Annotated in this window: 10 protein-coding genes; 3 read left to right on the plus strand and 7 right to left on the minus strand. The window is 67.5% G+C overall.

Features of this window, described 5'->3' with window-relative positions; translation table 11 throughout:
* Positions 1-2 precede the first annotated feature (2 nt).
* Positions 3-1,064 carry a tRNA 2-selenouridine(34) synthase MnmH gene (gene mnmH / locus AC1MGT_RS22305; RefSeq protein WP_499502150.1) on the minus strand — a complete coding sequence of 354 codons (1,062 nt, stop codon included), beginning with the start codon at positions 1,062-1,064 and terminating at the stop codon, positions 3-5.
* Complete coding sequence (locus AC1MGT_RS22310) at positions 1,061-1,717, minus strand: arylesterase (protein ID WP_499502151.1); 657 nt, start codon at positions 1,715-1,717, stop codon at positions 1,061-1,063. The genes mnmH and AC1MGT_RS22310 overlap by 4 nt, the downstream gene beginning before the upstream one ends.
* A 49-nt stretch (positions 1,718-1,766) precedes the next feature.
* Between AC1MGT_RS22310 and AC1MGT_RS22315 the strand changes: the two genes are divergently transcribed.
* The gene (locus AC1MGT_RS22315) at positions 1,767-2,444 is read left to right on the plus strand and encodes an ABC transporter ATP-binding protein (RefSeq protein WP_183553667.1); all 678 of its coding nucleotides are present in this window, start codon (positions 1,767-1,769) and stop codon (positions 2,442-2,444) included.
* A 4-nt stretch (positions 2,445-2,448) separates the two neighbouring features.
* Here AC1MGT_RS22315 and AC1MGT_RS22320 read toward each other — a convergent pair whose 3' ends face one another.
* Complete coding sequence (locus AC1MGT_RS22320; RefSeq protein WP_499502152.1) at positions 2,449-3,969, minus strand: NAD(P)H-hydrate dehydratase; 1,521 nt, start codon at positions 3,967-3,969, stop codon at positions 2,449-2,451.
* 109 nt (positions 3,970-4,078) lie between these two features.
* On the opposite strand from AC1MGT_RS22320, the gene AC1MGT_RS22325 reads away from it, so the two are divergent.
* Complete coding sequence (locus AC1MGT_RS22325; RefSeq protein WP_499502153.1) at positions 4,079-7,678, plus strand: hydantoinase B/oxoprolinase family protein; 3,600 nt, start codon at positions 4,079-4,081, stop codon at positions 7,676-7,678.
* An 85-nt stretch (positions 7,679-7,763) separates the two neighbouring features.
* Entirely contained in the window at positions 7,764-8,237 is a 474-nt protein-coding gene (locus AC1MGT_RS22330) for an FKBP-type peptidyl-prolyl cis-trans isomerase (protein ID WP_499502154.1), read from the plus strand.
* Here AC1MGT_RS22330 and AC1MGT_RS22335 read toward each other — a convergent pair.
* The 4 genes from AC1MGT_RS22335 to AC1MGT_RS22350 form a co-directional block, all read right to left on the minus strand.
* Positions 8,234-9,166 (minus strand): YdcF family protein, encoded by a 933-nt coding sequence (locus AC1MGT_RS22335; protein ID WP_499502155.1) that lies wholly within the window; start codon positions 9,164-9,166, stop codon positions 8,234-8,236. The genes AC1MGT_RS22330 and AC1MGT_RS22335 overlap by 4 nt on opposite strands.
* An 81-nt stretch (positions 9,167-9,247) precedes the next feature.
* Complete coding sequence (locus tag AC1MGT_RS22340; RefSeq protein WP_499502156.1) at positions 9,248-9,487, minus strand: hypothetical protein; 240 nt, start codon at positions 9,485-9,487, stop codon at positions 9,248-9,250.
* Positions 9,488-9,515: 28 nt separating this feature from the next.
* On the minus strand, positions 9,516-10,823 hold the full coding sequence (locus AC1MGT_RS22345) for a TonB family protein (protein ID WP_499502157.1): 1,308 nt from the start codon (positions 10,821-10,823) through the stop codon (positions 9,516-9,518).
* 11 nt (positions 10,824-10,834) lie between these two features.
* Positions 10,835-12,466 (minus strand): response regulator, encoded by a 1,632-nt coding sequence (locus AC1MGT_RS22350; protein ID WP_499502158.1) that lies wholly within the window; start codon positions 12,464-12,466, stop codon positions 10,835-10,837.
* Positions 12,467-12,616 lie beyond the last annotated feature (150 nt).

Here is a 12,616-nt window from a genome sequence, read left to right on the forward strand (position 1 = left end):
CCTCAGGCTGGCGCGTCGTGCAGGCGGCGCGCCGCTGCCAAGAAATCGCTGGTGCCGATATCGGCCAGCTCCACCACCTGCGCCTGCGGATACTGGACGAAGTTGCGGTCGATCGAGCGCAGGTAGGCCGGGTCGTAGTGCTGCACCAGCAGCTCGTCGACCAGCGCCGGCAGCGCGCCGCCTTGCGCCATCGCCTGCCAGTCGGCGATCTTGGCGCGGCCATGCACCAGCGTCAGGTGCACCAGTTGATCGGCCAGCACGGAAGGATCGGCGCAGAAGTGCTGGTAGTCTTCCATCAGCAGGCGCACGCGCGCGGGGCGCGCCAGTTGCAGGTCGATGCAGGGCGCGGCGCGCATGCGCACCATCACGGCATCCGGCACGCGCAGGTTGCCGACCTTCTTGCTTTCGGCTTCGACAAACACAGGGCGGGCCAGGTCGAAGCTGCGCAGCCTGGCCAGCACCAGCGTCTCGAACATCTTCTGGCTTGGCTGTGGTTCGTTCGGCAGGTGGCCCAGCACCGAGCCGCGGTGCGCGGCAAGCTGCTCCAGGTCGAGCACCTGCGCGCCGATGCCGTCGAGCGTTTCGAGCAGGCGGCTCTTGCCGCTGCCGGTCGGGCCGCAGACGACCCGGAAATCGACGGCAGGCGGCTCGGCCAGCGCCGCGCTGACCCAGGCCCGGTAATTCTTGTAGCCGCCGTCGAGCTGCGCCACCGGCCAGCCGATGCGCGCCATGATCAGCGCCATCGCGCCGCTGCGGTTGCCGCCGCGCCAGCAATACACCAGCGGACGCCAGTCACGCGGCTTGTCGTGGAACAGCGTGTCGATATGGTGCGCGATATTGCGCGCGATGATCGGCGCGCCGGCCTTTTTGGCGTCGAATGCGCTGGTCTGCTTGTACAGCGTGCCGATCAGGATGCGCTCGTCATTGTTCAGCACCGGGCAGTTGATCGCACCGGGAATATGGTCGAGTGCGAATTCGGCTTCGCTGCGCACGTCGATGATCGCGTCGAATTCACCGAGGCGCGGGAGCAGTGCGTCGAATCCTGCGACTTCCGGGTACTTCATGGTTGTTTCACCATTTTCTCGAACGTCGGCCAGATATTGTTCAGGATGATCGGATGCGCCTGCGCGGTCGGATGCAGGCGGTCTTGCTGGAACAGGGCCGGTTTGTCGGCCACGCCCTCGAGCATGAACGGCACCAGCGGCGATTTGGTCGACGTCGCCACGGTCTTGAACATGCCGAAGAAGCGCTCGGTGTAGGCGCGCCCGTAGTTGGGCGGCATGCGCATGCCCACCAGCAGCACGCGCGCTTTCTGCGCCTGCGCTGCGGCGATCATTGCGCGCAGGTTTGCCTCGGCCGACGGCACGGGCAAGCCGCGCAGGCCGTCGTTCGCGCCCAGTTCGATCACGACCAGGTCCGGCTTGTGCTGGCCAAGCAGGGCAGGCAAGCGCGCCTTGCCGCCGCTGGTGGTCTCGCCGCTGATGCTGGCGTTGACGACCCTCGCGTCGATTTTTTCGTTCTTCATTTTTTGTTCGAGCAGCGCGACCCAGCCGGCACCACGGGCGATGCCGTATTCGGCCGACAGGCTGTCGCCCACCACGAGGACGGTTTTTGGTGCAGAATAAGCGTTCGCCGTCGCCGCCAGGGACAGACTCAACCCCAGTGCAGCGCCGACAATTAATTTACCGAGAACTGCGTTCTTAAGAAAAGCAAGCATGCGTGATCATCCCGAGGCATTCAAAAATGACGTCACTGACGTCGGTGTAATGACAGGCCGGCCGCCCGCAATTGAAGTCAGCGGCTTGTCGAAGAAGGTCGCAGACGCCAGCGGCGAGCTGACCATCCTGCAAGAGATTGATTTTACCGTGCAACCGGCAGAGACGCTCGCGCTCGTCGGCGCTTCCGGCTCCGGCAAGTCGACGCTGCTTGGCCTGCTGGCAGGCCTGGACACGCCATCGTCCGGCACCGTGCGCCTCGATGGCACCGATATCTTCGCGCTCGATGAAGACGGCCGCGCCGCGTTCCGCAAGGCCAAGCTGGGCTTCGTGTTCCAGTCGTTCCAGCTGCTCACGCACCTGAACGCGCTCGAGAACGTGATGCTGCCACTCGAATTGCGGGGCGAATCCGGTGCACGCGAAAAGGCGGCCGACATGCTTGGGCGCGTCGGCCTGGGCAGCCGCCTGAAGCACTATCCCAAGTTCCTGTCGGGCGGCGAGCAGCAGCGCGTTGCGCTGGCGCGTGCTTTTGTCACGCAGCCGCCGCTGCTGTTTGCCGACGAGCCGACCGGCAGCCTCGATGCCGCCACCGGCGAGTCGATCATCGGGCTGATGTTCGAACTCAATCGCGAACGCGGCTCGACGCTGGTGCTGGTCACGCACGATCCGGGCATGGCCGCGCGTTGCGGCCGGACGATCACGATCGCCGCCGGCCGACTCGTCAAATAATCAATCAGCTGCCTGCGCGCACCTGCGCGTTGAGCACCTTGCGCACGGCCGCTGGCAGCTCACCTGCCGTCAGGCCGATCGGCCCCACGCCATCTTCCACCAGCGCGTCGGCCGCCGCGCCATGCAACCAGGCCGCCGCCGCTGCTGCTTCCTTGCCCGGCCAGCCCTGCGCGAGCAGGGCGCCGCAGATCCCCGCCAGCACGTCACCACTGCCTGCCGTGGCCAGCCCCGCGTTGCCCGTCGGGTTGATCAGCACCGCGCCATCGGGTCCGGCGATCACGGTGCCGGAACCCTTGAGAATCACGACTGCATGCATGCGCTGCGCCAGTTCGCGCGCGCTGGCCAGCCGGTCGGCCTGCACCACCGACACCGTCATGCCGAGCATGCGCGCCGCTTCCAGTGGATGCGGCGTGAGCACGCTTGGGGCGCTCCGCTGCGCCAGCCGTGCCTGCAGGTCGGGGCTGGCGCCGACCAGGTTCAGCGCATCGGCGTCGAGCACGAGCGGGCAGTCGCTGTCGAGCGCCTTGGCCACCAGCCGGATCGCGTCGACCGAATCGCCCATGCCCGGGCCGAGCACCAGCGTACGGCCAAACAGATCCAGGTCGTCGGCCGCGCGGAACATGATTTCGGGCTGGCTGCTGTCGTAGCCGGGCGGCGTGTTGAGCGCCGCGACATACACGCGCCCCGCGCCGGCATACAGCGCGCCGCGCGCGGCCAGCACCGGTGCACCGGCCATGCCATGTGCGCCGCCGATCACGGCGACGTCACCGAAGCTGCCCTTGTGCGAATTCTGGCGGCGCGCCGTGAAGCAGTGCGCAAAGGCCGGCAGCCCGTTCATGGCTGCCGATGCGGGCGTGGCGCCCGCATCCACGCCCAGCGTGTCCACGCGCACCATACCTGCGTGATCGCGCCCGTCGGCCGTGTGCAGGCCCGGCTTGTCGGCGATGAACGTGATCGTGTGCGTGGCGCGCACCGCGATGCCGTCCGGGCCGATGACGGCGCCCGTGTCGGCGTCCAGGCCACTCGGCACGTCCAGCGCCAGGATTGGACAGCGCACGGTATCCAGGCCAGCGACCACGTCGCGGTACTCGCCGGCGAGCGCGCGGGTCAGGCCGATCCCGAACAAGCCGTCGACGACGAGCGCCCACTGGCCATCGGGCGGCAGCATGTCGAGCCAGCCAACGGTACCCGAACGCGCACGTTCGTAGGCCGCGGCGGTTTCGCTCGAGGCGTCGTCGTTGCCCTCGCCCGGCAAGTGCAGCACGGTGGCGTTGACGCCGGCTTCGGCCAGGTTGGCCGCCACCTCCAGTGCATCGCCGCCATTGTTGCCGGGGCCGGCGAGCACCAGCACCGGCGCGCCACGCAGGCCATCCGGAGATGCACCCGCTGATTCGCGCAATAACTCGAGTGCATAGTCGGCGGCGGCCTTGCCGGCACGGGTCATCAAGGTACCCGGCGCCAGCGTGCTGCTGGCCGCTTGTTCGATGGCGCGCAGCTGCGCGACGGTGTAGAGAGGGTATGCCATGGTCGTTTGCGTGAATGAGAATGCGACCATTGTCGTGCATTCGCGCCAACGTTGGCGCGCCGTCCGCACTACAATGGCTGCCATCATCTGGTCAGCACAGGGAGTGAGTATGGATTGGCAGTTCTGGATCGACCGTGGCGGCACATTCACCGACATCGTGGGGCGCCGCCCGGATGGGCAACTCGTCACGCACAAGCTCCTGTCCGAGCACCCCGAACAGTACCGCGACGCGGCGGTTGCGGGCATCCGTCACCTGCTGGGCGTCGCCGCGGGCGCGCCGCTGCCGGCGTCCGGCATCGAGGCGGTCAAGATGGGCACGACCGTGGCCACCAATGCGCTGCTCGAGCGCAAGGGCGAGCCGACGGTGCTGGCCATCACGCGCGGCTACCGCGACGCGCTGCGCATCGCCTACCAGAACCGGCCCCGCCTGTTCGACCGCCACATCGTGCTGCCCGAGCTGCTGTACGCACAGGTGATCGAGATCGATGAACGCGTCGGCGCGCACGGCGACGTCGTGCAGCCGCTCGATGAAGCCGCCACGCGGGCCAGCCTGCAGGGGGCATTCGACGCCGGCCTGCGCTCGCTGGCCATCGTGTTCATGCACGGCTACCGCTACACGGCGCACGAGGCGGCCGTGGCCCGCATCGCGCGCGCGATCGGCTTTACGCAGGTGTCGGTCTCGCACGAAGTCAGTCCAATGATGAAGCTCGTCGCGCGCGGCGACACGACGGTGGTCGACGCCTACCTGTCGCCAATCCTGCGCCGCTACGTCGACCAGGTGGCCGACGAGCTGCCCGGCGTGAACCTGCAGTTCATGCAGTCCAATGGCGGCCTGACCGATGCGCGCGCGTTCCAGGGCAAGGACAGCATCCTGTCCGGTCCCGCCGGCGGCATCGTCGGCATGGTGCGCGCGAGCCGGCAGGCCGGCTTCGAGCGCGTGATCGGGTTCGACATGGGCGGCACGTCCACCGACGTGTCGCACTTCGCGGGCGAGTTCGAGCGCGTGTTCGAAACCCAAGTTGCCGGCGTGCGCATGCGCGCGCCGATGATGAGCATCCACACCGTGGCTGCCGGCGGTGGTTCAATCCTGCACTTCGACGGCAGCCGCTATCGCGTGGGGCCGGACAGCACCGGCGCCAACCCCGGCCCGGCCAGTTACCGGCGCGGCGGCCCGCTCGCGGTCACCGACTGCAACGTCATGCTCGGCAAGGTGCAGGCGGATTATTTCCCGCACCTGTTCGGCGCGCGCGGCGATGAAGCGCTGGACGTCGCCGCCGTGCGCCGCCGTTTCGACGCGCTGGCCGACGAGATTGGCGCGGCGACGGGTGACCGGCCCGCACCGGAAGCCGTGGCCGAAGGCTTCATCGCAATCGCGGTGGGCAATATGGCCAACGCGATCAAGCAGATCTCGGTGCAGCGCGGCCACGACGTCACCGACTACGTGCTCACCAGTTTCGGCGGCGCCGGTGGCCAGCACGCGTGCCTCGTGGCGGACGCCCTCGGCATGCAGACGGTGTTCATCCACTCCCTGGCCGGCGTGCTGTCGGCCTACGGCATGGGGCTAGCCGACCAGAGCGCGATGCGCGAACAGGCCGTCGAAGAGCGGCTGGTCGATGCGGTACTGCCGGCGCTCGCCGAACGTCTCGGCGTGCTGGGCGAGGCTGCGCGCGCGCAGTTGCAGGCGCAGGGTGTGGCGCCCGGGCGCATCACGCTCGTCGAACGCGTGCACCTGCGCTACGAAGGCACCGACTCGGCGCTGGTCGTGCTCGCGGGTGACATGGCAGCGATGACGGCGCAGTTTGAACAAGCCTATAAACGCCGCTACTCGTTCCTGATGCCGGCACGCGCGCTGATCGTCGAGGCGGTGTCGGTCGAGGCCATCGGCCAGTCCGATGCGCCGCCGGAGCAGTTGGTGGCCTCCACCGCGCAGGTCGGGGAACCGGCCCCACAGGACACCGCGCGCATGTACAGCGCGGGCCGCTGGCACGATACCGGTGTCTATGCCCGCGGCGCGCTGCAGCCGGGACATGCGGTGCGCGGTCCGGCGATCATCGCCGAAGACAATGCGACCACGATCGTCGAGCCGGGCTGGGAAGCGCGCGTGACGCCGTATGGCCACCTGGTGCTGCAGCGCGTGGAAGCCTTGCCCGAACGCCGCGCGATTGGTACCACGGCCGATCCGGTGATGCTCGAGATCTTCAACAACCTGTTCATGTCGATTGCCGAGCAGATGGGCCTGCGCCTGCAGAACACGGCGCACTCGGTCAACATCAAGGAACGCCTGGACTTCAGCTGCGCGATCTTCGACCACGACGGCAACCTGGTGGCCAATGCGCCGCACATGCCGGTGCACCTGGGCTCGATGGGCGAGAGCATCAAGACCGTGATGCGCGAGAACGCGGGCCGCATGCATGCAGGCGACGTGTACATTTTGAACGACCCGTACAACGGCGGCACGCACCTGCCCGACGTGACGGTGATTTCGCCCGTGTTCGACGAAGCGGGCGCCGAGATCCTGTTCTACGTCGGCTCGCGCGGCCACCACGCCGACATCGGCGGCACCACGCCCGGCTCGATGCCGCCCGACTCGAGCCACATCGAACAGGAGGGCGTCCTGATCAACAACTTCAAACTGATCGACGGGCAGGACGGCGTGCTGCGCGAAGAGGCGGCGCGCGCGCTTCTGGTGGGCGCGCGCTACCCGGCGCGCAATCCCGACCAGAACCTGGCCGACCTGCGCGCGCAGGTGGCGGCCAACCAGAAAGGCGTCGAAGAGCTGCACAAGATGGTGGCGCACTTTGGCCTGGACGTCGTGCGCGCCTATATGGGCCACGTGCAGGACAATGCCGAAGAAGCGGTGCGGCGCGTGATCTCGGCGCTCAAGGATGGCAGCTTCCACTACCAGCTCGACAACGGCGCGCACATCGACGTCGCGATTCGCGTGGACGCTGCCGCGCGCAGTGCAGAGATCGACTTCACTGGCACATCGGGCCAGCTGCCGAACAACTTTAACGCGCCGTCGGCCGTGTGCATGGCGGCCGTGCTGTACGTGTTCCGTACGCTGGTCGACGATGAGATTCCGCTCAATGCCGGGTGCCTGAAACCACTCAAGGTGATCATTCCGCCCGGCTCGATGCTCAATCCGCATTATCCGGCGTCGGTTGTGTCGGGCAATGTCGAAACCTCGACCTGCATCACCAATGCGCTGTATGGCGCGCTGGGCGTGATGGCGGCGGCGCAGGGCACGATGAACAACTTCACGTTCGGCAATGACCGCTACCAGTATTACGAGACCATCTCGGGCGGCTCCGGCGCGGGCGACGGTTTCAACGGCACCGACGTGGTCCAGACCAATATGACCAACTCGCGCCTGACCGATCCCGAAATCCTTGAATTCCGCTTCCCGGTGCGGCTTGAGCGTTATGAGATTCGTCCGAATTCGGGTGGGGCGGGGCGCTGGCAGGGCGGCAACGGCGGCGTGCGCCTGGTGCGCTTTTTAGAGCCGATGACGGCGGCGATCCTGTCGAACAACCGGATTCACGCGCCGTTCGGCATGGCCGGTGGCGGGGACGCAGAGCGTGGCCGGAACAGCGTCGAGCGCGCCGACGGCCGCATCGAGCAGGTGGGCCATATCGGCAAGATCGACATTGCCGCGGGCGACGTGTTCGTCATCGAGACGCCGGGCGGCGGCGGTTACGGCAAGCCGTAGGATGGGGCCGCATATTGTGGCCGGACCGATCGCCCTGTATGCTGCACCAGCATCGATTTTCAACACTACTACTACGAGAGAAACCATGAAACGTGTACTGACCTGCTCCGCCCTGGTGGCGGCAATGCTGCTGACGGTCACCGCCTGCAAGCGCGCCGAAGCACCGGCTACCCCTGCTGCTGCCAGCGCCGACAGCACCGTTAGCGCCACTGCGCCGGCCGTCGCCTCGCAACAGATCGACACCGTCGTCGGCACCGGCAAGGAAGCCACGGCCGGCGCGACCGCTGTCGTCAACTACACCGGCTGGCTGTACGAGCCGGCGGCGCCGCAGCAGCGCGGCAAGGAGTTCGATTCGTCGATCGGTCGCGAGCCGTTCAAGTTCCAGCTCGGCGCCGGCCAGGTCATCAAGGGATGGGATGTGGGTGTGCAGGGCATGAAAGTCGGCGGCAAGCGCACGCTGATCGTGCCGGCCGACATGGGCTATGGCGCCGGCGGCGCGGGTCCGATCCCGCCAAACGCCACGCTGGTGTTCGAGGTCGAACTGCTCGACGTGCTTTAATTCACAGCCGGCGCCGGTGCCTTTGCCGGTGCCGGTGCTTTCTGCAGCGCCGGTGCTGTCTCCAGTGCTGGCGCCGCTGTTAACGGCGGCGCCACCGTCGTCCGGCGCGGTGGCGTCGCCACCGCATCCTGTTTGGCTCCCGGCGCTTCGCGATCCCGGATCCGGTACCACGCCAGACCCAGCAGCTCATAGGTTGCATACCACGAGCGCCGCATCCCTTCCGCGCTTGGCAGCCACGCATCGAATCCGTAGTGCGGGTTGTAGACGAACATGGTTGGCGCCTCGACCACCTCGAGGCCTTCGCGCTCGAACACATTGCGCGCGCGGTGCATGTGCATCGCATCGGTCACGAGCAGAATTCGTTTGATCCCCGCCGGGCGCAGCAGCACATTGCTGTAGATGGCATTCTCGCCCGTGTCGCGCGAGCGCCGTTCGATCCACTTGACCGGCACCCCGAAATCCTCGCGCAGCGCCCTGGCCATGGCGTCAGCCTTGGTGTACCCCATGTCGATCCTGGCCGGATCGACGCCGCTGCCGCCATTGCCGCCCGTGACCAGAATAGGCAGGCCGGTGCGCCGCTGCAGGTGCGCGCCGTAGCGCAGGCGCGCCAGTGCGGTGTGGTCGGGGATGTCGCGGTTGTCGTATTCGCCCGCGCTGCGCAACCGGCCCGCTGCCAGGACGACGATGGCCTGGGCGCCGGCGCTTTCGGGCCGCGCCAGCGGCTTGGTCAGCTGCTCCAACGGTCCGACCAGGAAGCTCGATCCCGCGTTACTCGACATGAAGGTCAGCAGGGCGAGCCCGGTACCGGCGACGATGCGCCCGGCTCTGGGCCGGAAACGCCACAGCAACAAACCCAGCGCGATGATCAGGAACAGGCTGGTGGGAGGCAGGAAGAGGTTGCGGGGAAGGGCGTTGATTAGGTCGAGCAAAATGGAAGGCGATCGGGCCGCTGTAGTAACAATGACATCGACAGTAGACCGTAACTTGTGCAGTGCGTCAAGTTTGCGGGCCTAGACGCGATAGCCGGCGTTGAGCACGTACAGTTCGAGAGGCATGGCGACGATGGCGAGCAGCATGGGCAGCAGCCACACCAGCTTTCGTGTCCCGCTCATGCGCGGCTGCTGTTGCCGACGCGTGCGATACGCCCGATAACCTGCATACGCGCCCAGCGGCGGCAGGATGAAGATCGGGATGGCGAGCCAGAAGGTCAAGGCCGACAGCAGCGTCAGGGCGAGAGAGAGCAATGCCATGAGATGTGATCGTGGTCCGGTTGCAGGATCATTCGAAGCGCGGCTGCATTGCGGGGTCGGTCCTGCACCAGCGTTGCCGGCGTTCCCAAAGCGGCGGATGACTGTCGCGGGGATCCGCCACCAGCACCGCGGGCCGCAATTGTACATATCTGAGCACGGCGTCGCAGTTGCGCTGCGCAGCGGCGTGCTGGTACAGGGCAACCGCCAGGGCTTCCTCGCCGCGCTGCTCCAGCAACAGCCCATACCGGTAGAACGCGGTCGCGTGGCGCGCTCCCATGGCGCGCTCGTACAGGAGCGCCGCTTCATCGTCAGCCTGCGGCTGCGCGCGCAGCGTATCGAGCAGGACGCCGAGGGCAGTCTCGGCCCGCCCGTCGCTACGGCCCAGCGCCTTGCGGTACAGTGCTGCTGCCTCGACGTCGTCCTGCACATTGCCGAGCCCCAGCTCGTACGTGCGGCCCAGCAGGTACAACCCGGATGGGTCATCCTGCGCCGCAGCGCGCGCCAGCCAGCCGGCAGCGGTATGGCGTTCATCGTCGTTTACTGCGCTGCGCATCAGCATCGTGCCGAGTCGTACCTGGGCGTCAGGCAGGCCACCATCGGCGGCTTGCGTCAGCCAGTAAGTGGCCAGTTCGGGGTCGAGGTCGTTGCCCAGGCCATGCTGGTAGCTCCAGGCCAGGTTGGCCTGTGCCCAGCCATGCCCCTGTGCGGCCGCCTGTGCATACCACCAGGTTGCCTTCTGCCGATCGCGCGGTACGCCAGCGCCGCGCAGGTACAGGACGCCCAGATTGTTCTGTGCATGCGCATTGCCGGCCCGCGCCGCCCTTTCGTACCAGAGCGCGGCTTGTGCGAGATCGGTCTTGACGTGGGTGCCGCGCTCGTACCAGGTGCCGAGCCGGTTCTGGGCCGCCGGATCGCCGCCGGTCGCCTGCGCCATAGTGGCCGCCAGCAGCGGCGCGTCGGGTGCCGGGAATGTGCCGGTGTATGACCATTTGAATTGCGTCTTGAGCCAGCCGCTCGGCGCCTCGCCCGTGGACACCACTGCGTGATAGGTGCAACCGCGCGTGTTGTCGAGCGCAGCTTCGTCCAGGTCGGCCCGGCCCGCAGAACCGGTCACGCGCGCTTCGAGGAGATAGCCTTCTTCGTGGATGCGTAATTCGAGCGTGGTCGTGCCGCTGGCGTGCTGCGCCAGCGCGGCAGCGGGCCAGACGGGGCGCTGGCAGGCGTACAAATCGTATTTGAGTGCCGACTGCGCGTCGGCGGCGCGTGCCATGCCCGATCCGGTGATGGCAGTCGCGCCGATGGCAAGATAAAGCAGGACGGCTTGCATGCAGGTCATGAGCACGGCGTTCAGCCGGCCGCGATCCCGTACTTGCGCCGCGCTGCCTGGTATTCCTCGGTCAGCGTGGCCAGCCTTGGATGCTGCGCATCCTGGGCCCGGATGCCATCCAGCAGCCCGGCGGCGGTCTGGCCCAGGGGATGGTCCCAACCCAGTTCGTTGATCTGGCGCAGGATGCCGCCAGCGGTGGCAGCCATCACCTGCAGATTGCGCGGCGCCAGGTGCAGCGCTTCGCGCAGCGTCTGGACCGCGCCGCGCACGTCGCCCATATTGCGTTTTTCGTCGGCCACGCCCAGCAGGATCTGCGCCTGCGCCTTGAGCTGCTGGTCCATGTTCTCCAGCAAATCGGTGCGGCCGGCATTCACGAAGACCGTCATTGCCTGGTCGGGCGAGACCCCGCTGCTGGCGTCGTTCACCACGGTCAGCATCACGCCAGCGGCCTGCTCGTCGAGCCGGTGCGCCAGGCAGGCGCGCGCCAGTTCGAGTTTGAGGCTGGAGGACAGCGCATTGTTGGCGCGCACCGCCGACACGGCGTTCTGCAGGCCAGCCACGGCCGCGCCGCTGTTGCCGGTCTTGTCATGCAGGAGCGCGTTGGCATAGGCGTGGCAGGCATCGTAGCCCGGGGCCGCGCGCAGCGTGCGCTCCAGGTCGCGGATCGCGCCGCTGGCCTGCAGCAGGTCGCCGCGCGCCACCAGCGTCTTGACCAGGCTGACGTGGTCTTCGGGATCGCGAAACGCCGAGTAGCGCGCCTTGCCCACGACCTGGCGGAACGACGTCTCGGCCACGGCCATGTCGCCTGTGGTCAGCGCGAGCTCGCCCAGTTTGCGCAGGCGCCCCACGACGTGGGGCGAGATGGCCACCGCATCGGCCAGCACGCTCTGGGCCAGTGCCGGCTCGCCGTCCGCTTCGAGGCAGCGCGCGAGCAGGTCGTAGGCAGCCATCAGGCGCGGGTTGGCCACCAGCAGTTCTTCGAGGATCGCGCGGGCGTCATCAGGCTGATCCAGCGCGAGCATCGTGCGCGCCAGGCCCAGCACCGCCCAGCCCAGCGGGCGTTCGGTCAGCACGTCGCGGTAGACAGCGGCAGCTTCGGCATGTTCGCCCAGCGTCGTGTGTAATTCAGCGCGTACGCGCGCGAGGTCGGCTGCGAAGCGCGGCTGCGCCTGGGCGCCATTGGCGCACGCGAGGATCGCCTCGCGCAGCCTGCCTTGCGCCGCCAGCTGCCAGGCCGGGAGCAGGGCGCCGCGCCGATCGAGCGCGCGTTTGATGCGCGTGCTGATCAAGTCGACCGTGAACGGCTTGAGCAGGTAGTCAGTGGGAGCCAGTTCGGCGGCGCTGACGACCTTGGCGCGCTCGGCCTCGGAGGTGAGCATGATGAAGATGGTGGAGGGCGTAATCAGGCGATGCTGGCGCAGGTCTTCCAGCAGTTGCTGGCCGTCCTGGCCTTCGCCGGCGCCGCTAGCCAGGTCGTATTCGCACAGGATGATGTCAAAGGCGCGTTGCTGCAATTGGCGAATCGCCGTGTTGGCATTGACCGCGTGTTCGATCTTCGTGATGCCGGCCAGGCCCAGCATGTTTTGCAGGCTGGTGCGCATGCCCGGATTGGGATCGACCACCAGCACCGCCAGGTTCGCGTTTTCTTGCATCGTCGCTCTCGTCTGCTCTGGCCGCGTACGCCGGACGGCGCACATCGCAAGATTGTCCACCGTTAAGATACCGGCAAGTGCCGAATCGATCAAGGAAACCGACTCGCTGCGTGCGCGGGGTGCCTGCCGGTCGTCGATGGCGGCCCGGCC

It is taken from the genome of Telluria sp. BA11 (assembly GCF_056680305.1).

Bases quoted from the DNA above. Each gene is read 5' to 3' on its own strand.
- AC1MGT_RS22350 (WP_499502158.1), bottom strand. From the start codon at position 12,466: ATGCAAGAAAACGCGAACCTGGCGGTGCTGGTGGTCGATCCCAATCCG.
- AC1MGT_RS22325 (WP_499502153.1), top strand. From the start codon at position 4,079: ATGGATTGGCAGTTCTGGATCGACCGTGGCGGCACATTCACCGACATC.
- mnmH (WP_499502150.1), bottom strand. From the start codon at position 1,064: ATGAAGTACCCGGAAGTCGCAGGATTCGACGCACTGCTCCCGCGCCTC.
- AC1MGT_RS22315 (WP_183553667.1), top strand. From the start codon at position 1,767: ATGACAGGCCGGCCGCCCGCAATTGAAGTCAGCGGCTTGTCGAAGAAG.
- AC1MGT_RS22330 (WP_499502154.1), top strand. From the start codon at position 7,764: ATGAAACGTGTACTGACCTGCTCCGCCCTGGTGGCGGCAATGCTGCTG.
- AC1MGT_RS22310 (WP_499502151.1), bottom strand. From the start codon at position 1,717: ATGCTTGCTTTTCTTAAGAACGCAGTTCTCGGTAAATTAATTGTCGGC.
- AC1MGT_RS22340 (WP_499502156.1), bottom strand. From the start codon at position 9,487: ATGGCATTGCTCTCTCTCGCCCTGACGCTGCTGTCGGCCTTGACCTTC.
- AC1MGT_RS22320 (WP_499502152.1), bottom strand. From the start codon at position 3,969: ATGGCATACCCTCTCTACACCGTCGCGCAGCTGCGCGCCATCGAACAA.
- AC1MGT_RS22345 (WP_499502157.1), bottom strand. From the start codon at position 10,823: ATGACCTGCATGCAAGCCGTCCTGCTTTATCTTGCCATCGGCGCGACT.